Annotated in this window: 22 protein-coding genes; 12 read left to right on the top strand and 10 right to left on the bottom strand. The window is 66.8% G+C overall.

Annotation, left to right across the window (positions count from 1 at the left end; genetic code table 11):
* The first annotated feature begins 88 nt into the window (after positions 1-88).
* The 4 genes from ACT53U_RS03275 (at position 89) to ACT53U_RS03260 (ending at position 4,880) form a co-directional block, all read left to right on the top strand.
* Positions 89-637 carry a cysteine hydrolase family protein gene (locus ACT53U_RS03275; protein WP_476152689.1) on the top strand — a complete coding sequence of 183 codons (549 nt, stop codon included), beginning with the start codon at positions 89-91 and terminating at the stop codon, positions 635-637.
* Between the two features lie 33 nt (positions 638-670).
* The gene (locus tag ACT53U_RS03270) at positions 671-2,038 is read left to right on the top strand and encodes a tetratricopeptide repeat protein (protein WP_476152688.1); all 1,368 of its coding nucleotides are present in this window, start codon (positions 671-673) and stop codon (positions 2,036-2,038) included.
* Between the two features lie 6 nt (positions 2,039-2,044).
* Complete coding sequence (locus ACT53U_RS03265; protein ID WP_476152687.1) at positions 2,045-3,220, top strand: vWA domain-containing protein; 1,176 nt, start codon at positions 2,045-2,047, stop codon at positions 3,218-3,220.
* Positions 3,221-3,290: 70 nt separating this feature from the next.
* Entirely contained in the window at positions 3,291-4,880 is a 1,590-nt protein-coding gene (locus ACT53U_RS03260) for a hypothetical protein (RefSeq protein WP_476152686.1), read from the top strand.
* 3 nt (positions 4,881-4,883) lie between these two features.
* On the opposite strand, the gene ACT53U_RS03255 is transcribed toward ACT53U_RS03260, so the two are convergent.
* Positions 4,884-5,960 carry a DUF707 domain-containing protein gene (locus ACT53U_RS03255; RefSeq protein WP_476152684.1) on the bottom strand — a complete coding sequence of 359 codons (1,077 nt, stop codon included), beginning with the start codon at positions 5,958-5,960 and terminating at the stop codon, positions 4,884-4,886.
* Between the two features lie 172 nt (positions 5,961-6,132).
* Here ACT53U_RS03255 and ACT53U_RS03250 point away from each other — a divergent pair, with 172 nt between their 5' ends.
* The 3 genes from ACT53U_RS03250 to rfbH are packed head-to-tail and all read left to right on the top strand — an operon-like array spanning position 6,133 to position 8,923.
* Positions 6,133-7,065 carry an NAD-dependent epimerase/dehydratase family protein gene (locus ACT53U_RS03250; protein ID WP_476152682.1) on the top strand — a complete coding sequence of 311 codons (933 nt, stop codon included), beginning with the start codon at positions 6,133-6,135 and terminating at the stop codon, positions 7,063-7,065.
* On the top strand, positions 7,044-7,616 hold the full coding sequence (locus ACT53U_RS03245; protein ID WP_476152681.1) for a dTDP-4-dehydrorhamnose 3,5-epimerase family protein: 573 nt from the start codon (positions 7,044-7,046) through the stop codon (positions 7,614-7,616). Before ACT53U_RS03250 ends, ACT53U_RS03245 begins: the two co-directional genes overlap by 22 nt.
* On the top strand, positions 7,613-8,923 hold the full coding sequence (rfbH, locus tag ACT53U_RS03240; protein WP_476152680.1) for a lipopolysaccharide biosynthesis protein RfbH: 1,311 nt from the start codon (positions 7,613-7,615) through the stop codon (positions 8,921-8,923). The genes ACT53U_RS03245 and rfbH overlap by 4 nt, the downstream gene beginning before the upstream one ends.
* 43 nt (positions 8,924-8,966) lie before the next feature.
* Here rfbH and ACT53U_RS03235 read toward each other — a convergent pair whose 3' ends face one another.
* The 6 genes from ACT53U_RS03235 to ACT53U_RS03210 all read right to left on the bottom strand — a co-directional run bounded on the left by ACT53U_RS03235 (position 8,967) and on the right by ACT53U_RS03210 (position 14,928).
* On the bottom strand, positions 8,967-10,019 hold the full coding sequence (locus ACT53U_RS03235; protein WP_476152678.1) for an NAD-dependent epimerase/dehydratase family protein: 1,053 nt from the start codon (positions 10,017-10,019) through the stop codon (positions 8,967-8,969).
* Between the two features lie 28 nt (positions 10,020-10,047).
* Positions 10,048-10,818, bottom strand: a complete 771-nt coding sequence (gene rfbF, locus ACT53U_RS03230) for a glucose-1-phosphate cytidylyltransferase (RefSeq protein WP_476152676.1) — start codon at positions 10,816-10,818, stop codon at positions 10,048-10,050.
* A gap of 135 nt (positions 10,819-10,953) precedes the next feature.
* On the bottom strand, positions 10,954-11,379 hold the full coding sequence (locus ACT53U_RS03225; RefSeq protein ID WP_476152674.1) for a universal stress protein: 426 nt from the start codon (positions 11,377-11,379) through the stop codon (positions 10,954-10,956).
* Positions 11,380-11,573: 194 nt separating this feature from the next.
* Positions 11,574-12,611, bottom strand: a complete 1,038-nt coding sequence (locus ACT53U_RS03220; protein ID WP_476152672.1) for a YcjF family protein — start codon at positions 12,609-12,611, stop codon at positions 11,574-11,576.
* Positions 12,608-14,200 (bottom strand): YcjX family GTP-binding protein, encoded by a 1,593-nt coding sequence (locus tag ACT53U_RS03215; RefSeq protein ID WP_476153053.1) that lies wholly within the window; start codon positions 14,198-14,200, stop codon positions 12,608-12,610. Before ACT53U_RS03215 ends, ACT53U_RS03220 begins: the two co-directional genes overlap by 4 nt.
* Before the next feature lie 170 nt (positions 14,201-14,370).
* Positions 14,371-14,928: a SixA phosphatase family protein gene (locus ACT53U_RS03210; protein WP_476152671.1), complete on the bottom strand. Its 558-nt coding sequence runs from the start codon at positions 14,926-14,928 to the stop codon at positions 14,371-14,373.
* Between the two features lie 175 nt (positions 14,929-15,103).
* Here ACT53U_RS03210 and ACT53U_RS03205 point away from each other — a divergent pair, with 175 nt between their 5' ends.
* Positions 15,104-15,334, top strand: a complete 231-nt coding sequence (locus ACT53U_RS03205) for an FmdB family zinc ribbon protein (protein ID WP_476152670.1) — start codon at positions 15,104-15,106, stop codon at positions 15,332-15,334.
* Between the two features lie 47 nt (positions 15,335-15,381).
* On the opposite strand, the gene ACT53U_RS03200 is transcribed toward ACT53U_RS03205, so the two are convergent.
* Positions 15,382-15,612: a helix-turn-helix domain-containing protein gene (locus tag ACT53U_RS03200; protein ID WP_476152668.1), complete on the bottom strand. Its 231-nt coding sequence runs from the start codon at positions 15,610-15,612 to the stop codon at positions 15,382-15,384.
* Positions 15,613-15,620: 8 nt separating this feature from the next.
* On the bottom strand, positions 15,621-16,181 hold the full coding sequence (locus tag ACT53U_RS03195; protein ID WP_476152667.1) for a DUF2975 domain-containing protein: 561 nt from the start codon (positions 16,179-16,181) through the stop codon (positions 15,621-15,623).
* An 83-nt stretch (positions 16,182-16,264) separates the two neighbouring features.
* On the opposite strand from ACT53U_RS03195, the gene ACT53U_RS03190 reads away from it, so the two are divergent.
* Positions 16,265-16,906 (top strand): hypothetical protein, encoded by a 642-nt coding sequence (locus ACT53U_RS03190; RefSeq protein ID WP_476152665.1) that lies wholly within the window; start codon positions 16,265-16,267, stop codon positions 16,904-16,906.
* 4 nt (positions 16,907-16,910) lie between these two features.
* Here the strand turns inward: ACT53U_RS03190 and ACT53U_RS03185 are convergent, their stop codons facing one another.
* Complete coding sequence (locus ACT53U_RS03185) at positions 16,911-17,756, bottom strand: AAA family ATPase (protein WP_476152663.1); 846 nt, start codon at positions 17,754-17,756, stop codon at positions 16,911-16,913.
* Between the two features lie 228 nt (positions 17,757-17,984).
* Here ACT53U_RS03185 and ACT53U_RS03180 point away from each other — a divergent pair, with 228 nt between their 5' ends.
* From ACT53U_RS03180 to ACT53U_RS03170, 3 genes are read left to right on the top strand one after another with little or no spacing between them, the layout of a single operon-like run.
* The gene (locus tag ACT53U_RS03180; protein WP_476152662.1) at positions 17,985-19,325 is read left to right on the top strand and encodes a flagellar hook protein FlgE; all 1,341 of its coding nucleotides are present in this window, start codon (positions 17,985-17,987) and stop codon (positions 19,323-19,325) included.
* Positions 19,326-19,365: 40 nt separating this feature from the next.
* Positions 19,366-21,159 carry a flagellar hook-associated protein FlgK gene (gene flgK, locus ACT53U_RS03175; RefSeq protein WP_476152661.1) on the top strand — a complete coding sequence of 598 codons (1,794 nt, stop codon included), beginning with the start codon at positions 19,366-19,368 and terminating at the stop codon, positions 21,157-21,159.
* Positions 21,160-21,173: 14 nt separating this feature from the next.
* Complete coding sequence (locus tag ACT53U_RS03170) at positions 21,174-22,676, top strand: hypothetical protein (protein WP_476152659.1); 1,503 nt, start codon at positions 21,174-21,176, stop codon at positions 22,674-22,676.
* Positions 22,677-22,688 lie beyond the last annotated feature (12 nt).

Below are 22,688 nucleotides of genomic sequence, written 5' to 3'. Positions count from 1 at the left end.
AAGGGGAAGGGGCGCGTCTGCCCTGCACGCGGACGGTCGCCGCGCGGCGCGGGTCGCGCTAGTCTTCGTGCGAGACGAGGAGATCCCAATGTTCGACTTCGACGGCGCCGTGCTTCTTCCCATCGACATGCAGAAGGCGATCGACCTGCCCGGCCGGCCGCGCCGCGGCAATCCGGCGCTCGACGCCAACGGGCTGAAGCTCCTGGCGCTGTGGCGGGAGAAGGGGCTGCCGATCGTCCACGTGCAGCATGCCTCGGTCGAGCCGGAGAGCTGGTTCCGCCCCGGCCACGAAGGCTACGCGCTGCGCCCCGGCTTCGAGCCGCGCGAGGGCGAGGCTCTGGTGGTGAAATCGGTCAATTCCGCCTTCATCGGCACGGATCTCGACCTGCGTCTGCGCCGGCTGGGCGCCAAGCGCGTCGTCTGCTTCGGCTGGGCGGCCGACATGTGCGTCTCGACCACCATCCGCACCGGTGCGAACATGGGCTGGGAGATGGTGATGGTGGCCGACGCCTGCGACTGCTCCGACCTCCCCGACGCGCTCGGCGGCGGGATCATCCCGGCGGAAGAGATCTTCCGCGCGCATGTCGCGACGCTGGCGGCGGATTTCTGCCGGGTGGTGAAGGTGGGGGACTTGTAATATTATTCAAAATGAATTTCCAAGGATACGGCCATGATGAAGTACTTTTTTGAGCTCGTGGATGCTGCGAGAGATGTTGTTGGCTTTTCGCGATTTGAAATAATTTCCTCCGTTGCAGCTGTATTTGTATTTATTGTTGGTGTTATTTTAAAGATCTCGACGAGAAATTCTTCTGGAAACGTAATAAATGTGAACAATCACTCCCCGGGCTCGTATATGAGCTTGAGCGAGTATGAGGAGCGGCTGAAGGCGCGGGAAGTTGAGATCGAAAAGAAAATAAGGCAATCGATTGATGCGGATAATTCCTCTTTAGTTAAAGAGAGAGACAGCTTGCTTCTGAGACTTTCGGATGTGCAGAAATCTTATGAAGAAATGCGAGGTAATTTTGAGAGATTGTCAGCTCAGGCTGGGGCTGTCGACGATGATTTGAAGCGAGATGCTTTAACGCAAGCGGTTGATGATCTTAAAAATGGGAACCTTGATAGGGCGGAGCTCCAATTTAAAGAGCTGATTCATAAGCCAGCTAGCGGTGTTTCTGCCATCGCGAGCGCTTATTATGGCCTTGGGATTTTGTACGGTCAACGCGGGGATATGCGAAGAGCAGCAAGAGCATACGCTATTTCTGCATACATTTCCCCGGAAGAAGATTCTCTGCGAGTTGCGGCAAATGCGCTTTCTATCGCGGGTCTTTTTGATGAGTCATTTTCTTTGCTCAATGATTTGTGTGATCTTGTCGTAAAGTCGCACGGCAGGGAATCAATCGAATATGCGCGTTGCATTTCGAGCATTGGCGCTATTCAGTATAATTTGGGTGATTTAGTTTCTGCCAGAGCAAATTTATTAGATGCTCAACGCACTATTTCTGCTCTTGGAGCTCGCAATTCAAGTGACTATATCGTCACTCTGATTTGTATTGCAAACTGTGATATTGTTGAGCGGAACTATTCTGCCGCTGAGGTCCGGTATCGGGACGCGTTGGCGATCGATGGCGGCGACACGGATTCATCTGTGTACTCCTACTTGCTAAATGGACTTGCTGAGTCTCTAAGATTGAACGGTAAATTTGAAGAGTCTCGTGTTGTATTTGATAGTTTAATCGACTATGATAAGAAAAAATATGGCGAAAAACATAACTTTGTTGCAAGAGATTTGAATTTCTATGCAAAATTATTGATTGATATTGGTGATTTTCATAAGGCAATGGCCGTTCTTGAAGAGAGTTTTGATATTAACTCTTCATCTGTTGGATATTTTCACGATAACACGATCGGCATAGTTGTTAATATTTTACTTTGTCTCAGGGAAATTAAAGATCGGTCACTCTATGAGAATTGGGCACGCCGCCTTCGGAGCACATATGGAGGGATGTTCGACGATGTTATCAATTCGGCGGATGAGTGACTTGATATGTTCATCACCTTCTTCACCGAACTGAAGTCGGCCGGGATTCCCGTTTCCTTGCGGGAATATCTGACGCTCATGGAGGCGTTGGAGAAGGATCTCGCCGAGAAGCGGGTCGAGGATTTCTACCATCTCGCCCGCGTCTGTCTGGTCAAGGACGAGAAGTTCCTCGACCGGTTCGATCGCGTCTTCGGTCACGTCTTCAAGGGCCTCGACCTGATGTCGGAAGCGACCGAGGCCGAGATCCCGGAGGAGTGGCTCCGCAAGCTCGCCGAACGGTTCCTGACCGAGGAGGAGAAGGCGAAGATCCAGGCGCTCGGCGGCTTCGAGAAGCTGATGGAGACGCTGAAACAGCGGCTCGCCGAACAGAAGGAGCGCCATCAGGGCGGCAACAAGTGGATCGGCACCGCCGGCACCTCGCCCTTCGGTGCCCATGGCTACAATCCCGAAGGCGTGCGGATCGGGCAGGACACGTCCCACCACCGCCGCGCGGTGAAGGTCTGGGACAAGCGGGAGTTCAAGGATCTCGACGCCTCGATCGAACTCGGCACGCGCAACATCAAGGTGGCGCTCAAGCGCCTGCGTCGTTTCGCCCGCACCGGCGCCCACGACGAGCTCGACCTCGACGGCACGATCAAGGCGACGGCGGAACACGGGTTCCTCGACGTGCAGATGCGGCCGGAGCGGCGCAATGCGGTGAAGCTGCTCGTCTTCTTCGACGTCGGCGGCTCGATGGACGACCACGTGCGCGTCTGCGAGGAGCTGTTCTCGGCCGTCCGCACCGAGTTCAAGACCATGGAGTGGTTCTATTTCCACAATTGTCTCTACGACTTCGTGTGGAAGAAGAACGAGCGGCGCAGTTCCGAGAAGATCGACACCTGGTCGGTGCTGCACAAATATGCCGCCGACTACAAGGTGATCTTCGTCGGCGACGCGTCGATGAGCCCTTACGAGATCTCGCACCCGGGCGGCTCGGTCGAATACTGGAACGAGGAGGCGGGTGCCACCTGGATCGATCGGGTGACGACGGTCTATCCCAAATGCGTCTGGCTCAACCCGACCGCCGAGGACTGGTGGGGCTACACCCCGTCGATCGGCATGGTGAAGCGGCTGATGGGCGATCGCATGTTCCCGCTCACCCTCGAGGGGCTCGACCGGGCGGCGCGCGAACTGGTGCGGTGAGCCGCGATCTTTCCGACCACCCGCGCCGCTTCGCTCTAGACTGCCCGAAACGCGATTCGGGAGAGCGGTCTTGAGCGAGACGAACGGAACCACGGGCACGGTCGCCGTCCCCCGCGTGTTGGTGATCACCGCCTACTACAAGGAAGAGCGCGCCCTCATCGAGCGCACCATCCGGTCGGTCGCGGCCCAGACGGCGGCGGCGAAGGGGCGGGCGATCGTCGATCACATGCTGGTCGCCGACGGCCACCCGCAGGACTGGATCGACGGCGCGGGCGTGCGTCACGTCCGCCTCGATCGCGGCCACGGCGACTACGGCAACACGCCGCGCGGGGTGGGCTCGGCGCTCGCCATCGTCGAGGGCTACGACGCCTTCTGCTACTGCGACGCCGACAACTGGTACGAGCCGGGCCACGTCGAGGCCTGTCTCGACGCGGCGGAGAAGGGGGCGCAGGCGCGCGGCGAGGCGGTCGACTACGTCATCGCCCGGCGCACCATGCGGCGGCCGGACGAGAGCGTCATCAAGATCGCCGACGAGCCGATCGAGAACCACGTCGACACCAACTGTTTCTTCTTCCTGCCGGGGTCGTTTCCCCTCGTCCATCACTTCGCGGCGATCCCGCGACAGATGTCGATCATCGGCGACCGGCTGTTCTTCGCCGTGCTCAAGGGGGCGCGGCTCAAGGTGGCGGTGGTGGGCTTTCCGACCGTCGCCTATCTGTGCCTGTGGGAGGCGATCTACCGCGCGATCGGCGAGATGCCGCCGGCGGATGCCAAGCCGTCGGCCGACTATTCGGTGGTCGACCGCTGGCTGAGGACGCTGACCGACCGCGAGCGCCTCCTGGTGTCGCGCCGGGTCGGCATTCCCTTCCGCCGGCCGGAGAACGAGCCGGAGCCGCTGCCCTCGCGGGTCGGGCCGCCGCGGGTGCTGGTGATCACCGCCTACCACAAGGAAGACCGGGCGATGATCGAGAAGGCGATCGCCTCGGTCCGCGCCCAGACGGCGGCGGCCAAGGGGCTCGCCATCGTCGAGCAGATGCTGGTCGCCGACGGGTTCCCGCAAGCGTGGATCGACGAGGCGGGGCTTCGTCACGTCAAGCTCGACCGGGCGCATGGCGACTACGGCAACACGCCGCGCGGGGTCGGGTCATTGCTGGCGATCTCCGAGGACTGGGACGCGATCTGCTGGCTCGATGCCGACAACTGGCTGGAGCCGAACCACGTCGAGGCCTGTCTCGCGCGTGCCGCCGAGATCGGGCAGGACTGCGACTGGGTGATGGCGCGGCGGATCTATCGCCGGCCGGACGGGTCGCTGATCCCGATCCGGGTCAGTGAGACCGACATCGACACCAACTGCTTCTTCTTCCTCGCCGGTTCCTACCACCTGCTGCACCATTTCGCGGCGCAGCCGAAGGAGATCGCCGTCGCCGGCGATCAGGTCTTCCATCAGGTGCTGACGGCGGCGGGGCTGAACGGTGGCAGGGTCGAGGACCACACGGTCGACTATCTCTGCCTGTGGGAGAACATCTACCGGCTGATCGGCGAAGAGCCGCCGGAGGGCGCGCGACCGCTCGCGCCGCTCTCCGATCTCAAGGTCTGGCTCGACGGGCTGGAACCGACGCGCCGCCGCGTGGTCGGGCGGCTGATCGGCATCGACCGCTGAGGTTCAGATTCGTGCGCCGGCCTGCAGGCCGCCGAGGACGGTGGGCGTCAGCGACTTGCGATAGGCCTTGAGCATTCCGTTCATCTCGGCGAAGGCCGCCTCGCGGCTGTAGAGACCGCCGACGGGACGGGTGTGCGTCACCGTGACGTCGTCGACGATGGCGATGCGGGTGCCGCCGACGCCGACCAGCGACGGCCAGATCGCGTCGAGGCCCCAGCTCGACACGGTCGAGCGAAAGCCGTCGATGCAGGTCGCCAGCGCGTCGCGCGAGAAGACCGGGCACATCACCTCGACGAAGTTGGTGAAGCGCAGGGCGAAGCGCGGGTCGCGCTTGGTGATCGGATAGGTGAGGTGCGAGGCATCGTCGAGCGCCGGCTGGGCGAGTTCGATGCGGTTGCGCCGGCAGATCTCGAACAGGCGGTTGATCGCACTGCGGGTCACCATCAGGTCGTCGTCGGGCAGCCAGATCTGGCGGTAGTCCCAGAAGTCGGGCCGGGTGGCGAAGATCTGGTGGAAGGCGGCGAACTTGCGCACGTCGCGCTGGATCGTCAGGTACTCGACCGCGTCGGAGGGATCGGGCTCGGCATCGTCGTACCAGGAGATGCAGAGATCCCAGTTGCGGTCGGCGTCGGCGAGATCGCGTGCCCACTTGCCGTGGAGCGACGAGGCGCCGGCGCGCAGGATCACCAGATTGTCGCGCTTCTTGCCGCCGGTCACGTCGACGAAGTTCGACACCGTCTCGGCGTGCGGCGGCAGGCCGATGTCGAGACCCGAGGGAAGCGCGATGCGTTCGAGCGCGAGACCGGCGGGCGCAGGCCCGGCGACACCGCCGACGAGCTTCTTCGCGGTCGCCGGATCGCCGCCCATGAAGATCAGCCGGGCGACGCCGTCGCCGTCGAGGATGACGAGACGGCCGTCGCGCATCACCCAGCGGCGGGCGCCGGCATCCTCGACGCCGCCGATCGCGCCGTCGGGGCCCAGGATCAGCACGGGGGCGATCGCCTCGCCGTTCGCGCGCGTCAGCCGCCAGACGGTGCCGGTCGGATCGGAATGGGGCGCAGCGTTCTCGGGGGTCGACATCGAATCCGTCCTCGGTCGGTGATTTGGCGCCGACACTAGACCCTGCGGCGGGGCGCCACCAGCGCGGGGCACATGCCGGTTCGCCGCGCTCCTCATGGACGAGGCACGAGAAACCTCCCATCAAGGGTAAAGCCGTGCGGGCGCGATTCGCCGCGACGGCGGGAGCCGATCGATGGAAGGGACGCGCGGAGCGATCGACAGGGACGCGGTTCTGGTCAGCGGAGCGACCGGCTTCGTCGGCGCGCGCCTGCTCGCCCGGCTCGTCGCCGACGGCCGCCGGGTCGCCGCCGTGGTGCGGCCGGGCTCGGACCGCGCCGCTCTCGAGGCCCTCGGTGTCACGATCATCGTCGACGACGGCACGGCGGAAGGGCTCGCCCGCGCCGTCGCCGAGATCCGACCGACCACCGTCTTCCACCTCGCCGCCAAGTTCACCGCGATCCACGCGACGGCCGACGTCGATGGTCTGATCGAGGCCAACGTCGCCTTTGCCACGCGGCTCGCGGAAGCCGCTTCGCGGGCCGGTACCACGCGTTTCGTCACGGCGGGGACGTCGTGGCAGGTCGACGAGGCGGGCGCGGAGCGGGCGAACTCGCTCTATGCCGCGACCAAGGCGGCCTTCGAGGCGATCCTCGGCCATTATGCCGCGAACGAGGGGATGCGCGCCCTGTCGCTGCGCCTCTACGACACCTGGGGGCCGGGCGACACGCGGCGCAAGCTGCTGCCGTTGCTCCTCTCGGCGCGGGCTTCCGGAGCCCATCTCGGCCTGTCGCCGGGCGATCAGCGGCTCGATCTCGTCCATGTCGACGACGTCGCCGCCGCCTTTCTCATCGCCGAGGCGCGGCTCGCGGCCTCGCCCGCCGGGACCTTCGAGCGTTTCGCCCTGCGATCGGGGCGTGCCGTCTCGGTCAAGGAACTGGTGGCGATCATGGAGCAGGTCTCGGGCCGTCCGATGCCCGTCGCCTTCGGCGAGCGGCCCTACCGGGTCGGCGAGGTGATGGCGCCGTCGCCGGGCGAGATCCTGCCGGGCTGGCGGGCGCGGATCTCGCTGGAAGAGGGGCTTTCCGCCCTGATCGGAGGGGACGCATGTTCGACCGCGAAGCCCTGAGCCTGACGGGCTGTTGCCTGCTGCGTCGCCCGATCGGCACCGACGCGCGCGGCAGCTTCCGCAAGATCGTCCATGGCGACGCCTTCGCCGCGATGGGGCTGCGGACCGACTTCGTCGAGCAATATGTCTCGACCTCGGCGCCGGGCGTGCTGCGCGGCATGCATTTCCAGACGCCGCCGCACGACCACGCCAAGCTCGTCACCGTGCTCTCCGGCCGCATCCTCGACGTGATCGTCGACCTGCGTCCCGGTCCCGACTACGGCCGCCACGCTTCGGTCGAGCTCGACGGCGCCGAGGGCGTGTCGCTGTGGCTGCCGAGCGGCATCGCCCACGGCTTCCTGGCGCTCAAGGCGGCGACCGTGCTCTACGACGTCACCTCGGTGCACGCCCCGGCGAACGACGCCGGCATCCGCTACGATTCGTTCGGCTTCGACTGGCCGATTGCCGCGCCGATCCTGTCGGAGCGCGATCGCGCGCTGCCGCCCTTCGCCGACTTCGTCACGACCTTCCCGCCGGCCGCCGGCCGCACGCCTCCCGAGGACAGACCATGACCACGAAAGACGCGCTCAAGGCGCAGATCCTCGAACTCGTCGCGCGCTACAACGAGCTCGCCTCCGAGCCGGCGCCGTTCCGCCCGGGCGAGACCATGGTGCAGAACTCCGGCAAGGTGATCTCGGGCCGCGAGCGCGAGCTGATGGTGGAAGCCTCGCTCGACGCCTGGCTGACGACCGGCCGTTTCAACGCCGCCTTCGAGGCGAAGCTCGCCAAGTGGCTGGGCGTCAAACACGTCTCGACGGTCAATTCCGGCTCGTCGGCCAATCTCGCCGCCTTTTCGGCACTGACGTCGCCGACGCTCGGCAAGCGCGCGGTCGGCGAGGGCGACGAGGTGATCACGGTCGCCGCCGGCTTCCCGACGACCGTCAACCCGATCCTCCAGCAGGGCGCGGTTCCGGTCTTCGTCGACATCGACGTGCCGACCTACAACATCGACGTCTCGCTGATCGAGAAGGCGATCACGCCCAAGACCAAGGCGATCGTCATCGCCCACACGCTCGGCAACCCGTTCGACGCGCCGGCGGTGAAGAAGATCTGCGACGACCACGGCCTGCTGCTGATGGAGGACTGCTGCGACGCGCTCGGCGCGACGATCGCCGGCGCCCGCGTCGGCACCTTCGGCGACGTGGCGACGCTGTCCTTCTATCCGGCGCATCACATCACCATGGGCGAGGGCGGCGCCGTCTTCACCAACGACAAGACGATCCGCCGGGCGGCGGAGAGTTTCCGCGACTGGGGTCGCGACTGTTTCTGCGAGCCGGGGCAGGACAACACCTGCAACAAGCGCTTCGGCTGGCAGCTCGGCACGCTGCCGCACGGCTACGATCACAAGTTCACCTTCGCCCACATGGGCTTCAATCTGAAGATCACCGACATGCAGGCGGCCTGCGGCCTCGCCCAGCTCGATCGGCTCGACGAGTTCGTCGCCAAGCGGCGGGCGAACTTCGCCTATCTGAAGGCGCGGCTCGAGGGCGCGAGCCGCCATCTCGTGCTGCCGCAGGCGACGCCGGGGTCGGATCCGTCGTGGTTCGGTTTCCCGATCACGCTTTCCGACGATGCGCCGATCTCGCGGCGCGACATGACGGTCGCGCTCGACAAGGCGAAGATCGGCACGCGCCTGCTCTTCGGCGGCAATCTGACGCGCCAGCCCTACATGCAGGGCCGGAACTACCGCGTCGAAGGCTCGCTCGAGCGCACCGACCGGGTGATGAACCAGACCTTCTGGGTCGGCATCTACCACGGCCTCGATACGCCGCAGCTCGACTGGATCGCGGAGAGCATCCTGGCGGCGTTGAAGGGGTGAGGGACGCGCCCGCCGCGGGGCGGGCGTCTTCCCGGACCTAGCCTCAGCCGCGATCGCGCCAGCGCAGGTCTTCGCCGAGGCGCCCGGAGGCGATGTGGCGCTCCAGCGTCTTCAGACGCATGAAGGGCGAGTTGCGGAAGTCGGCGTCGGCGAAACCCATGTGGCGCAGGCCGGCGAGCAGGCGGTCGATCGAGGCGTCGAGCGAGACCTGTGGCTGATGGGCCGGGGCGAGTTCGCGGTAGAGAGCGAAGTCGACCCGGTAGGAGCGCTTGTCCGGCGGTGCGTCGGTGGCGATCGACACGCGCGTGCCCGGCACCTTGGCGGCGACGGCATGGGCGAGGTCGCGCACCTGGACGTTGGCCTCGTCGCGGCCGGTGTTGACCGCCAGGAACGAGCCGCCGTTGTCGGGCGTCCGGTCGATCGCCCAGTCGATGGCGCGGGCCATGTCGGCGACGTCGATCAGCGGGCGCCAGGGCGAACCGTCGGAAAGCACGGTGATCTCGCCGGTCGTGACCGCGCAGGCGACGAAGTCGTTGAGGACGAGATCGAGGCGCAGGCGGTCGGAGAAGCCGCAGGCGGTGGAGAAGCGCAGGCTGGTCAGCGTCGTGGCGCCGTTCGCCAGCCGCTTCCAGCCCTCTTCGGTGCCGATCTTGGAACGGGCATAGGCGGTCAGCGGGTTGGTCGGGTCGGTCTCGCGCTTGGCCGAGCCGTCGGCCGAGCCGTACATCGAGCAGGACGAGGCGAAGACGACGTTCTTCACCCCACGCGCCGCGGCGATCTCGGCGATGCGCACCGAGGCGTCGCGGTTGATCGCCTCCGTCACCGCCTCGAAGCGGTTGCCCATCGGGTCGTTGGAGACGGCGGCGAGATGGACGACGGCGTCGACACCGTCGAGCAGCTCGGGCGCGAGGTCGCGCACGTCACCGAAGATCTGGCGGTCGAGCCGGCTCTCGGGCAGGCGATCGGACCCGGTCAGCGAATGGCCGAAGAAGCCGGTGTCGTAGCCGATCAGTTCGGCCGTCGGACGCGTCTCGCGCAGATGGCGCACGAGGACCGGGCCGACGTAGCCCATGTTGCCGGTGACGAGGATGCGCATCGATCGTACTCCGTCGGGGCCTTGCGGCTCACCAGATCTTCCAGGGTGGGGTCCCCGTGGCCCAGAGGTCTTCGAGGAAACGCTTGTCGCGCAGCGTGTCCATCGGCTGCCAGAAGCCGCGGTGGTGATGGACGCCGAGTTCGCCGTCGCGGGCGAGCCCCTCGAGCGGCTCGCGCTCGAAGATGGTCTCGTCGCCGGCGATGCGCTCGCCGACCTTCGGCGACAGCACGAAGAAGCCGCCGTTGATCCAGCCGCCGTCGCCGACCGGCTTCTCGAGGAAGCCGGTGACCTTGTCGCCCTCGGTCTTCAGCGAGCCGAAGCGGCCGGGGGGCTGGACGGCGGTGACGGTGGCGAGGCGGCCGGCGCGGCGGTGCAGGTCGATGACGGCTGAGATGTCGACGTCGCCGACGCCGTCGCCGTAGGTCATGCAGAAGGCATCGTCGTCGGCCACGTGCGGCAGGATCCGCTTGATGCGGCCGCCGATCATCGTGTGTTCGCCGGTGTCGATCAGGGTGATGCGCCAGGGTTCGGCCGCGGTCTGGTGGATGTGGATCGTGTTCTCTCGCAGGTCGAAGGTCACGTCCGACGAGCGGATGAAATAGTTCTGGAAATATTCCTTGATCACGTGGCCCTTGTAGCCGAGGCAGACGATGAAGTCGTTCACGCCGTGGGCGGAATAGATCTTCATCACATGCCAGAGGATCGGCTTGCCGCCGATCTCGATCATCGGCTTGGGCTTGAGTTCGGTCTCCTCGGCGAAGCGCGTGCCGAGACCGCCGGCCATCAGGACCGCCTTCATGGGTCTCACTCCGATCGGGTCGGCAGAATCGATCACCGCGACCCCTCGAGGGAGGCTAGAGAGGCGGGTCGGGAGCGTCAAATGGACCGCTCGTCCCACCCGTGTGACGGCGGGACGAGCGGGCGCGCGGCGCGATCAGCTGCGCAGCACCAGCACCGAGCAGGTGGCGTGGCGGACGATCTTGGCGGCGTTGGAGCCGAGCAGATAGGTCGACATCACCGGACGGTGCGAGCAGACGACGATGGCGTCGGCGCCCCAGTCCTTCGATTCGTCGATCACCTCGTGGTAGACCGAGCCGGTGCGCATGACGACGCTCGACTTGTCCGCCGGGATGCCGGCCTCGGCGGCCAGCGCGCCGACGCGGTTGTCGGTTTCCTTCTCGAGGGCGACTTCGTAGTCGGCCGGCAGAAGCTCGGAGACATAGCCGTTCATCACCGGCAGAACCGCGACGAGGCGCACTTCGCCGCCCGATTGCGCGATCAGATTGGCGGCGGCCTCGACGGCCGGCTTGGCGAATTCGATCTCGCTGGGGTCGACGGGTACGACGATCTTCTTGAACATCTGAGGTCTCCTCCTCGGCCCGCGGCATTTCACGGCCCTGCGGGACATGATGCGACTTTCTTGTCGGCCTTCCAGCAGGTTTGCGCATTGCGGGAGGTCAAGCAAGCCCGTCTCGCATGGCCGACCCGCAACGAACGGGGGATGACCGACCCGCCGCGACCGCTCGCGCGGTTACCGCATGGGGGCGGGGTGCCTCACTTCGCCTGCGTGTCCTCGTCCATGCCGGTCGCCGAGCGGGTCAGCGCCTTCATCATGTCGCCGAAGGCGGGACGGGGCAGGGCGTCCCAGGGCAGCGGTCGGACGACGTCGAGTGCCGCCAGCCCGAGCCGGGCGGTGAGGAGGCCGTTGACCACGCCCTCGCCGAGCTTGGCGGAGAGGCGGGCGGCGAGGCCTTGGCCGACCAGCTGCTGCACCAGCGTGTCGCCGAGCGCCATGCCACCGGTGACGCCGAGGTGGACGAAGACCGCGCCGACGAGTTTCAGGAAGCCGAGGTTGCCGGGCCGGCCGCCGTAGAGGTCGGCGAGGCGGCGCATCAGGCGCAGGTTCTCGAAGGCGACATAGGCGATGTCGACGAGGGCGCGCGGGCTGATCGCGGTGACGACCGAGACGCGCTTCGCCGCCTCGAGAATCAGCGAGCGGGCGGTGGCGTCGAGGTCGCCCATCAACTCGCGCTCGGCGATGCGGACGAGGTCGGCGCCGTCGACCACTTCGGCGCGGTGGTCGGCGAGCCGGGCGCGCGGTCGGGCGAGGTCGGGGCGGGCGGCGTAGAGCGCGTCGATCTCGGCAACCAAGGGAGCCGCGGCGGCGCGGTCGCCACCGGCGAGGAGGGCGCTCGCACGGTCGCGCAGGGTGCCCACCAGGGCGAGGCGCGACAGGCCGCGCCATTCGCGCACCGCGATGGCCAGCAGTGCGAGGACGACCAGGGCGAGGCAGGCGAGGCCGACCCAGCCCAGCCATTCGGCGCGCGACCACAGATCCACGATCAACCGATCGACGGCGAGGCCGAGCGCCAGCGAGACGAGACCGCCGAGGCCGACGACGAGCACCCGACGCCAGGGGAAGCCGCGGGCGGGGGGCAGGGCGGCCTCGGCCGAGGTGACCTCGGCGAAGGGTTCGGTCGCCGGCACGATCACGGTGCGGGTGCCGAAGCGGGTGGAGGCGCCCTCGGGGGCGACGACCACGTCGGGGGCATCGACGCGGAAGGCGCGGGGGCGACGCGGGGCCTCGCTCATGTCAGGCGATCTCCGATCAGGAACTGCAGGACCCGGTCGAGCCGGACGTGCGGCAGCGACAGGGAGAGGCCTTCGGCGGTGCGCTCCAGCCGGGGCGGGCGCAGGCGGACGAAGGCGAGGTCGGGGGCGGCGGGGGCGAAGCTCCGCGCGAGATTCCGCGGGCTGGCCGAAGTCGTTGCGCGAGAATCGGAATTCGCCGCCGGTTCACGTTTCGAATCCGCGACCTCATGTGACGATTCCGGACGTTCGTGTGGAGAATCCGCGGCTTCACGCGCCGATTCTGGTCGTTTTTCCTCACGTTTCGATTCCGCGGCGTCTTCAAGTTCAGATTCCGATTCGACCGCCTGGAAAAGTGATTCCGGATCTTCGGGCAAGTCGCCGGGAAAGAAGGCGAATTCGGAATTCGGGTCGAGCGCGACGCCGTCCATCTCCTCGCCCGGCAGGGGCGTGCCGAGGATGGCGGGGAGCGTCTCGCCGTCGTGTTCGACGATCGCCTCGCGGGTGGCGCGGACGGCGGCGAGCGCCACCACGTCGACCTCGGCGCCCGACATTTCGGCCCGCTCCATCGCCTCGTCGACGAGGCGGCGGAGGATGTTCTCGAGCCGGTCGTGGGAGGTGCGGTGGAGGTGGTCGGCCTTGGTGGCGGCGAAGACGATGCGGTCGATCCGCCGCGTCAGGATCGACGACAGCCACGAGGTCTTGCCGGGGCGGAAGCAGCCGAGGATGCCGGCGAGCGCCTCGCGCAGGTCGGCCACCGCCGCCGGACCGGCGTCCAGCGCGGCCAGCGCGTCCACCAGCACGATCTGGCGATCGAGACGGGAGAAGTGGTCGCGGAAGAAAGGACGCACCACCACGTCCTTGTAGGCCTCGTAGCGGCGCTCCATCATCGCGGCGAGCGACTTCGCAGGCGCCGCCGTGCCGGGGGGGACGGCGAGCGGCGCGAAGGTGAGGGCGGGCGAGCCCTCGAGATCGCCGGGCATCAGGAAGCGGCCGGGCGGCAGCGTCGAGAGCGCATGCTCGTCGGCGCGGGCGGCCCGCAGGTAGTCGGTGAAGAGGGCGGCGAGGCGGCGGGCGGTCGCCTCGTCCTCGGGGGCGAAGGGATCGACCGCGCGGGTCGCGGCGAGCCATTCGCCGGCGATCGCGGCATGACCGCCGCGCGACGAGCGGGCGATCGTCTCGGCCGACCATTCCGACCACGTCTTCGTCAGCAGCGGCAGGTCGAGCAGCCATTCGCCGGGATAGTCGACGATGTCGAGATGCAGCCGGCCCCGGCCGAAGGCGCGGGCGAAGAGCGAGGTCGAGGCGAATTCCAGCGTCAGCCGCAGCTCGGAGATGCGGCGGGTCGACGACGGCCACAGGCGTTCGTCGACGAGGCGGGCGACGTGGGCCTCGACGTCGAAGCGCGGCACGGCGTCGTCGGGCTGGGGCTCGAGATCGGCGCGCACCAGGCGTCCGCGGGCGGCGGCCTCGAACAGCGGCAGGCGGCCGCCGTTGATCAGATTGTGGACGAGGGCGGTGATGAAGACCGTCTTGCCGGCACGCGAGAGGCCGGTCACGCCGAGCCGGAGCGTCGGCGTCGCCAACCCCATGGCGAAGTCGCCGGCATTGGCGAGCGCGTTGCGGGCCTGATCGAGGAACGACAGTTCGGGCAGGGTCGTGGGCGACATGCGGGCGGGGCTCCCTCCGGGTCACCCCCCATGTAGGCATCCCGCGCGCCCGGCGCAAAGGGCGCATCGGGCGAAGCGTCGCGGACGAGGCCTCAGTCGGCCTCTTCCTCCTCGACGGCAGCGGCGATCTCCTCGACGAGGTCGATGGTGCGCGGCCGCAGGAAGGCGACCAGCCGGCCGCTCTTCGGCTCGACGTCGACCCAGCGCACGGCGGGGAAGTCGACGACGGCGACGCCGCAGGTCGGGAACTTGGTCTCGAGATCCTCGAGCAGAGTCGGGTGACCACCACCGATCAGGGCGAGGGCGGTCTGGGTCAGGCCGGGCTCGTGGCCGATCACCATCAGCGTCGCGGCCGTGCCGCCGTGACCGCGGATGGCGTCGATCGTCTCGTCCTCGCCGGCGAGGTAGAGGTCGTGGTCGAGGCGGATCTCGCAGTCGGCGGCGAAGTGGGGCATCAACGGCGCCAGCGTCTGGCGCGAGCGCAGCGCGGAGGAGGCGAGGATGCGTCCCGGCACCAGACCGAGCTTGGCGAGATGGCGGCCCATCCGCGGTGCGTCCTTCTCGCCGCGATCGGAGATCGGGCGCTCGAAGTCGTCGATGGTCTCGTCTCGCTCCGATTTCGCGTGACGCATCAACAGGAGGCGGGGCATACGGGGTCTCGACGCTGTTTCCGACGGTCGGGAATTAGCACGTGGTCATGCATGTTACCATGACAGCCATGTGACGGTCGTGACATCTCAGTGTGACGGCTACCGCCATCGCGGGCTTCACCGACTTGCGCGGCGGCGGCGATCGGTTCATTTCAGGATCCAGGAGGTCTTGCCGATGCCGATCTACGCCTACGAGTGCCGTGCCTGCGGCAAGGAGTTCCAGACGCTGGTGCGTGGCGGCGAGACGCCGGAATGCCCGGCCTGCGGCGGTGTCGAGCTCGAGCGGCAACTGTCGCTGGTCGCCTCGACGCTCAAGAGCGGCGATGCCGAGCCGATGGCGGCCTGCGGCGTGCCGATGGGCGCCTGCGGTGCCTCCGCCTGCGGCTGCCCGGCGCTGGCGGACTGACGAACGGGTTCGGGCGACGCGACGGAAGCGGCGATCGGTCGCGCCGTTCAGTCGCCGCCCTCGCGCGCCGGCGGATCGGGGCGCCATTCGAGCAGGTCGCCGGGCTGGCAGTCGAGTTCGCGACAGATCGCCTCGAGCGTCTCGAAGCGGATGCCCTTCACCTTGCCGGACTTGAGCAACGAGACGTTCGGCTCGGTGATGCCGATGCGCTGAGCGAGGTCGCGCGAGCGCATCTTGCGGCGGGCGAGCATGACGTCGAGGTTGACGACGATCGGCATGGGGCTCCTCAGACGATGGCCGCGTGATCTTCGGCGATCTCGGCGGCGACCCTGAACACCTGGGCGAGGGCGAGAAGCCCGCCGAGGAACATCAGGTTCAACAGATCGCCGGGCTGGAAGAAGATCGCCATGTAGCGCGATCCGGGCGGCATGTGCAGTGTCGAGACGATAACCACCAGTGGACGGCTCAGAAATTCCGCGACCATCGCCGCGATGCCGGCGACCGCCGTGCAGCGCAGCCGCGTCGTCGCCGCGAGCGTGAAGACGTCGCCGGCGAGGAAGCCGGAGAAGAGGCGCCACAGGTGCCAGCAGGCGGCCGACAGCAGGGCCCAGCCCGGAAGCTGCAGCAGGAAGGCGTAGAGCCGGCCGGTCGGCGGGATCTCGGTGATGGGCGCGCGGGCCCAATAGGAGACCGAGGCGGTGGCCTCGGTCGGGTTCGACCAGTGCATCGCGAGCAGGATCAGCACCCACAGCGCATAGATCGGCGCGGCGAGGCGGAGGACATGGCAGAGCCGGCCGATACGGGCCCGAAGGGCGGCGACGGCCGGAGAAACAGCGGTGTCGATCATGACGGTCTCCCGAGTGATGGGATCATTTGACACGTGATTTTTTTAATGTCAAACGATAAAAACTTTTCGTCTTGGAGGTTGCCATGTCATCCGCATCCCGTCTTGTCCGCGCGTTCGCCGTCGCCGTCGCCCTGTCGGGGGCGGCGGCGCTCTCCGGCTGTTCCCATGTGCCGGTCGGCACGATCTGGGCGCTCCGGTCGTTCGACCCGGCGACCACCGATCTGGCGAAGCTCCGCGCCGCGGTGGCGATGCCGGCCGAGGCGATGCCGAGCCGGGGTGGAGCGAAGCTGGTGTTGAAGCAGGCGCGCCGCGACGGGACGGAGGCCGAGGCGCTGGAAGTCGTGCTGGAGGAGGTGCCGCTCGCCGGTGAAGCCGGCGCCGAGGCGGTCCGGGCGAAGCCCGGGCAGGTGGCGCGGGCCTTCCGCGTGCCCCTCGCCGATCTGCCGCGGCTCGCCGAGGCGCGGGCGAGGGCGCGCGAGCGCTCGGTCAAGGAGCCGGGCGCCTTCGTCGGCTCGTTGGCGGTCGGCGTCGACGGTTGCCGCGCGCCGGATGCGCCGGTGCCGACGGTGTTCCGCGTCTCGACCTGGATGAAGACCGCCGACACGCCGGCCTATCTGACGGTGCTCGACGACGTCGACCTCGTCGCGATGATCGGCCGCGAGAAGTTCGCGGCCGAGGCGAAGGTGTGCGATGCCAAGGACGCCCCGCGCGCCGCGGCGCCGTGAGGCCTCAGCGCCCCTCGCGGCGTGAAATGAAGGCCAGCCGCTCGAACAGATGGACGTCCTGCTCGTTCTTGAGCAGGGCGCCGGCGAGCGGCGGGATGGTCTTCTTCGGGTCGGACTGACGCAGGACCTCGTCGTCGACGTCCTCGTTGAGGAGCAGCTTGATCCAGTCGAGCAGTTCCGAGGTCGAGGGCTTCTTCTTCAGCCCCGGCACGTCGCGGACGGCGAAGAAGATGCGCAGCGCCTCCTCGAGCAGGCGCTTCTTCAGGCCGGGGAAGTGGACCTCGACGATCTCGGCCATGGTCTCGGCGTCGGGGAAGCGGATGTAGTGGAAGAAGCAGCGGCGCAGGAAGGCGTCGGGCAGCTCCTTCTCGTTGTTGGAGGTGACGATGACGACGGGGCGGCGCACGGCGCGCACGGTCTCGCCGGTCTCGTAGACGTGGAACTCCATCCGGTCGATCTCCAGGAGAAGATCGTTGGGGAACTCGATGTCGGCCTTGTCGATCTCGTCGATCAACAGCACCGGCCGGGTTTCGGCGGTGAAGGCCTCCCACAGCTTGCCGCGCTTGATGTAGTTGCGGATGTCCTTGACCCGTTCGTCGCCGATCTGGCCGTCGCGCAGGCGCGACACCGCGTCGTACTCGTAGAGGCCCTGCTGCGCCTTGGTGGTCGACTTCACGTGCCATTCGATCAGCGGCATGCCGAGTGCGGTCGCGACCTCGTGGGCCAGCACCGTCTTGCCGGTGCCGGGCTCGCCCTTGACCAGCAGCGGACGCTCCAGCGTGATCGCGGCGTTGACGGCGACGCGCAGATCTTCGGTGGCGACGTAGTCGGTGGTTCCGGTGAAGCGCATGCGGTCTCCTCGTCGGTCGTTCGGCCGGATCGTCGGTCGCCCGGAATCTTCCGCCGGGTTCGGCAAAAGATTCCGCCCGCCCGGTCGAAGCTGCCCGGCGAGGACGGCAGAATAGCGGTCTCCGCCTCGAAAAGGCCAGCGAAATCAGCGTGATCGAATTGGCACGCGACTTGCGAACACTTCCCCGAACGAGCCCGACGGCTCAGGTATCGATCGTGGGAGTGAACCATGGGTGTCTATGACGCAATGAGCAACGCGGTGGTCGGCCTCCAGGCCCAGGCCTATGCGCTGCAGAACATTTCCGGCAACATCGCGAACTCGTCGACGACCGGTTACAAGTCCGTCGAGACCGCCTTCCAGGATCTCCTGACCTCGTCCGGCACCACCTCGACGTCGCAGAACTCGGCGGCGGTGCAGGCCTCGTCGGTCCTCACCAACACGGTGCAGGGCAACATCTCTGCGACGTCGGTCGCCACCAACATGGCGATCTCCGGCGACGGCTATTTCCAGGTCCAGTCGAAGACCGGCGAAGTCGACGGTCAGGTCGTCCTGTCGGGGACGAACTACTACACCCGCCAGGGCGACTTCACCATGAACGCCGACGGCTACATGACCAACACGTCGGGCTTCTTCCTGACCGGTCTGCCGATCGATCCCACCACCGGCAATCCCTCCGGCTCGACCGCCGAACCGATCAAGATCGACACCGGCATCATCCCGGCCAAGGCCACGAGCTCGATCGCCTACGAGGCGAATCTGCCGTCGGCCTCGTCCGTCGCGACGCTGGCGGCGAGCGATCTGGGCAGTTCTTCGACGATCGCGGGCACGATCGCGGCCAACGACAATGCCACCTTCCTCTCCAAGTCGCTCGCGGGCGGTTCCGTGACGGCCTACGACGCGCAGGGCAACCAGGTCACGCTCAACCTGCGCTGGGCCAAGACGGGCACCGATGCCACGACGGGCGCCAACACCTGGAACCTCTACTATCAGAGCGACTCGGCGGCGACCGGTACCGCGGCGGAATGGACCAACGTCGGCACCAGTTTCGTCTTCGACACCAACGGCGTCCGGACCTCGCCCGCCGCCGACTCGACCTCGCTCTCCGGCGTCACCGTGAACGGCACCACGCTGCCGACGATGGCGTTCAGCTACGGCTCGAAGCTGACCCAGTACAATTCGGGCACCACGGTCACCCAGACCGACATCACCCAGAACGGCTACAAGGCCGGCACCTACACCGGCCTGACGATCAACTCGGAAGGCACGATCACCGCGTCCTATTCGAACGGCAAGACCGTCAACCTCTACAAGGTCGGCATCTACTCGTTCGACGGCGACAGCGAACTGTTGGCGATCTCCGGCAACGCCTATCAGCAGACCAAGGGGTCGGGCTCGCCGTATCTCTCCAGCGCCGCCAAGATCACCGGCTCGGCGCTCGAGGCTTCGAACGTCGACATCACCGACCAGTTCTCGAAGATGATCGTCACCCAGCAGGCCTATTCGGCCAACTCGAAGGTGATCTCGACCGCCAACAGCATGATGCAGGACGTGCTGAACATCATCCGCTGATCGGGCGGATGGGCGCTAGGACCGTCGAAGGAGTAGTGTCATGGGTCTCGGCACGGCGGTGGGCATCACGGCGAGCGGCCTCAAGGTGACGCAGGCGGCGACGTCGCTGGTGTCGGCGAACATCGCCGGCGCCTCGACCGACGGCTACACGTCGAAGCGCTCGACGACGCAGGCGATCTATGCCGACACCGGCCTGATCGGCTTCACCACCACCGTGTCGCGGGCCTTCGACCAGGAGGTCTTCGACCAGCTCTCGACCTCGACCTCGACCTCGTCCTATCTCGACGCCAAGAACGGCTATCTCGACCAGATCAACTCGCTGATCGGGTCGACCACGAACGGCGCGGTGCTGCCCACCGCGCTGGCGACGCTCACCACCGACCTGCAGACGCTCGCCGCCCAGCCCAACAACGCCGCGGCTCAGATTCAGGTGTCCAATTCGGCCAATGTCGCCGCCCAGACGCTGAACTCGCTCTCCTCGACGGTGAGCGACATCCAGAAGTCGGTCGACGAGGCGATCAGCGAAGGCGTCTCGCAGGTCAATTCGTTGACGACCGAGATCTCGGACCTCAATCAGAAGATCCAGCAGGCGGGCGGAACCGGATCGGACACCACCGGCCTGATGGACCAGCGCGATCAGGCGGTGCTGAAGCTCGCCTCGCTGATCGACGTCAACGTCAAGCAGCAGTCCGACGGCACCATCCGACTGGCGACGGGCTCGGGTCTGACGCTGGTCGACAGTTCGCACGCCACCCAGTTGAAGCTCGACGACAACGGCCGGCTGCGCCTCGACGACGGTTCGAACAACGGACCGGAAGTGATCGGCAACGGTCTGGCGACTTCCGGCTCGCTGGCCGGCCTCTTCGAGGTGCGCGACACGGTCCTGCCGCAGGTCCAGAACCAGCTCGACCAGATCGCCGCCGGCCTCGCCACCGCCTTCTCCGACACGACGACGGCCGGCACCGCCGTCACCTCGGGCTCCTCCAAGGGCTTCGATCTCGACCTCTCCGACCTCGCCGCCGGCAACAAGGTCACGCTGAACTGGACCGACACGGCGACCGGCCAGACGCACACCGTCTCGCTGATCAAGGGCAACTCCGCCGCCATCTCGTCGATCGGCAACGACGCGACGCTCGATCCGAACGACCAGGTGATCGGCATCGACTTCTCCGGCGGCATGTCGTCGGTGGTGTCGCAGATCCAGGCGGCGCTCGGTTCCAACTTCGCGGTCTCCAACACCTCCGGTTCGACGCTCCGGGTGCTCGACGACGGCACCGGCGCGGTGACCATCGGTTCCGCCTCCAAGACGGTCTCCGCGACGGCCGAACAGACCGGCTCGACCGCGCTGCCGCTGTTCACCGACGGCACCGGCTACTACACCGGCTCCTTCGACGGCGGCTCGCAGATGAACGGCTTCGCGTCGCGCATCAGTCTCAACGCCGCGGTCGCCAGCGATCCGTCTCTGCTCGTCGACTATTCCTCGACCACCCAGAGCGGCGATGCGGCGCGACCGCAGGCGCTCTATTCGTCGCTGGTCGACACCAAGTCCGCCACCGTGCTCGGCAACGGTACCAAGGCCGCCCAGTCGACCGTCGCGGGCTTCGCCAATTCGATGGTCTCCTACTGGGCCGGTCAGGCCGAGACCCAACAGACGCTGGTCGACAATCAGTCGGTCATTCAGTCCAACCTGCGCAGCCGCATGAGCTCCACGTCGGCGGTCGATACCGACACCGAGCTGACCAAGCTCATCCAGCTGCAGAACTATTACTCCGCCAACGCCCAGGTGCTGTCGACACTGCGCGACATGCTCAACACGTTGGTCAACGCGATCTGATCGGGGCTCCGGCCATGGACATCAAGGCCTTCTCCTACACCGGCATCAACGGGCAACTGGCGTCCCGGCTGAGCAATCAGCGCGCGAAGCTCGCCGACCTGACGACGCAGGAGACCACCGGCCTCAAGTCGACGACCTACGAGGGCATCGACAACCGGACGCTGACCCTGTCGTGCCAGTCGAAGATCGCGCAGATCAACGGCTACAAGTCGACGATCTCGGCGATCGACACCCGGCTCCAGTTGATCGGCAATTCGATCGACTCGATGAACGACCTGTCGCACACGCTGTCGAGCAACCTCGGCACCAACGGCTACCAGCTGACCTCGTCGGGCAAGACGTCGGAGCAGATCGCCGCCGGCAATGCGCTCGATGGCTATGTCTCGACGCTGAACACCGAGATCGACGGCACCTATCTCTTCGCCGGCAAGGCGAGCGACGTCTCGCCGGTCGTCGACACGAACACGATGATCGAGGGCGCCGGCACGCGCGCCGGCTTCAAGCAGGTGATGGCGGAACGTCTCGAGGCCGATCTCGGTGCCGACGGGCTCGCCCGGCTCTCGCTCTCGTCGAGCGGCTCGACCGTGACGCTGGCCGAGGACGGCTCGCATCCCTTCGGCATGAAGCTGTCGGGTGCCACCTCGACGCTGTCGGGCGCCACCGTGACCGGCCCGACCGGCACGCCGTCGTCGCTGTCGGTCGCCTTCGCCTCGCAGCCCGGGACGGGGCAGAAGCTCGAGCTGACGATGACTCAGCCGGACGGGACCAAGACCTCGATCACGCTGACCGCCGGCGACTCCAACGACACCACCAAGGGCACCTTCGCGATCGGCGCGACGCCGGCGGACACCGCGGCCAATCTGCAGACCGTGATGCAGGCGCGGCTCGAGACGGTCGCCAAGACCGACACGACGGCGGCCTCGGCCTCGGCGGCGGCGAACAACTTCTTCGACACCGCGGGCGGCGCCTCGCCGATGCGGGTCGCCGGCACGTCGCCGTTCTATGCAGCGACGTCGCTCGTCGCCGGCACTTCGGCGAACACCGTGACCTGGTATCGCGGCACCAACGACGCCGACACGCCGCGGCTCGATGCCGAGGCGCGGGTGGGCGACGGGCTCTCGATCCACTACGGCGTTCGCGCCAACGAAGCGGCCTTCACCTCGCAGATCAAGCAACTGGCGATCGTCTCGACGATGGACGTCTCCGACGGTGACGACACCGCCAAGGCGCTGTGGTCGTCGGTCGTCGACCGCACCAAGGGAACGCTCGCGGCGACCACCGGCTCCAACACGCTGCAGTCGGTCGCCGCCGAGATCGCCGGCGCGCGCAAGACCGCCTCTTCGGCGAGCGACCGCATGACGATCGCCGCCAACACCTATCAGGACACGGTCGACAAGTCGCTCAACGTCGACGACACCGAACTCGCGGTCCAGATCACCACGCTGAACACCCAGATCGAGGCGAGCTACAAGGCGTCGTCGATCCTCTACAAGCTGTCGCTGACCAACTACCTGTGACGGCGTCGATCT

The organism is Pinisolibacter sp. DMC19 (genome assembly GCF_056313985.1).
The sequence above is the reverse complement of the archived record's forward strand: the minus strand, read 5'-3'. Positions and strand labels throughout refer to the sequence as shown.

Excerpts from the sequence above, each read along its gene's own strand:
- ACT53U_RS03210 (WP_476152671.1), bottom strand. The coding sequence starts at position 14,928 with ATGCCCCGCCTCCTGTTGATGCGTCACGCGAAATCGGAGCGAGACGAG.
- ACT53U_RS03265 (WP_476152687.1), top strand. The coding sequence starts at position 2,045 with ATGTTCATCACCTTCTTCACCGAACTGAAGTCGGCCGGGATTCCCGTT.
- ACT53U_RS03270 (WP_476152688.1), top strand. The coding sequence starts at position 671 with ATGATGAAGTACTTTTTTGAGCTCGTGGATGCTGCGAGAGATGTTGTT.
- ACT53U_RS03215 (WP_476153053.1), bottom strand. The coding sequence starts at position 14,200 with ATGGGGTTGGCGACGCCGACGCTCCGGCTCGGCGTGACCGGCCTCTCG.
- flgK (WP_476152661.1), top strand. The coding sequence starts at position 19,366 with ATGGGTCTCGGCACGGCGGTGGGCATCACGGCGAGCGGCCTCAAGGTG.
- ACT53U_RS03185 (WP_476152663.1), bottom strand. The coding sequence starts at position 17,756 with ATGCGCTTCACCGGAACCACCGACTACGTCGCCACCGAAGATCTGCGC.
- ACT53U_RS03220 (WP_476152672.1), bottom strand. The coding sequence starts at position 12,611 with ATGAGCGAGGCCCCGCGTCGCCCCCGCGCCTTCCGCGTCGATGCCCCC.
- ACT53U_RS03180 (WP_476152662.1), top strand. The coding sequence starts at position 17,985 with ATGGGTGTCTATGACGCAATGAGCAACGCGGTGGTCGGCCTCCAGGCC.
- ACT53U_RS03245 (WP_476152681.1), top strand. The coding sequence starts at position 7,044 with ATGTTCGACCGCGAAGCCCTGAGCCTGACGGGCTGTTGCCTGCTGCGT.
- rfbH (WP_476152680.1), top strand. The coding sequence starts at position 7,613 with ATGACCACGAAAGACGCGCTCAAGGCGCAGATCCTCGAACTCGTCGCG.
- ACT53U_RS03170 (WP_476152659.1), top strand. The coding sequence starts at position 21,174 with ATGGACATCAAGGCCTTCTCCTACACCGGCATCAACGGGCAACTGGCG.
- ACT53U_RS03190 (WP_476152665.1), top strand. The coding sequence starts at position 16,265 with ATGTCATCCGCATCCCGTCTTGTCCGCGCGTTCGCCGTCGCCGTCGCC.
- ACT53U_RS03275 (WP_476152689.1), top strand. The coding sequence starts at position 89 with ATGTTCGACTTCGACGGCGCCGTGCTTCTTCCCATCGACATGCAGAAG.
- rfbF (WP_476152676.1), bottom strand. The coding sequence starts at position 10,818 with ATGAAGGCGGTCCTGATGGCCGGCGGTCTCGGCACGCGCTTCGCCGAG.
- ACT53U_RS03195 (WP_476152667.1), bottom strand. The coding sequence starts at position 16,181 with ATGATCGACACCGCTGTTTCTCCGGCCGTCGCCGCCCTTCGGGCCCGT.
- ACT53U_RS03200 (WP_476152668.1), bottom strand. The coding sequence starts at position 15,612 with ATGCCGATCGTCGTCAACCTCGACGTCATGCTCGCCCGCCGCAAGATG.
- ACT53U_RS03205 (WP_476152670.1), top strand. The coding sequence starts at position 15,104 with ATGCCGATCTACGCCTACGAGTGCCGTGCCTGCGGCAAGGAGTTCCAG.
- ACT53U_RS03235 (WP_476152678.1), bottom strand. The coding sequence starts at position 10,019 with ATGCGCATCCTCGTCACCGGCAACATGGGCTACGTCGGCCCGGTCCTC.
- ACT53U_RS03255 (WP_476152684.1), bottom strand. The coding sequence starts at position 5,960 with ATGTCGACCCCCGAGAACGCTGCGCCCCATTCCGATCCGACCGGCACC.
- ACT53U_RS03225 (WP_476152674.1), bottom strand. The coding sequence starts at position 11,379 with ATGTTCAAGAAGATCGTCGTACCCGTCGACCCCAGCGAGATCGAATTC.
- ACT53U_RS03250 (WP_476152682.1), top strand. The coding sequence starts at position 6,133 with ATGGAAGGGACGCGCGGAGCGATCGACAGGGACGCGGTTCTGGTCAGC.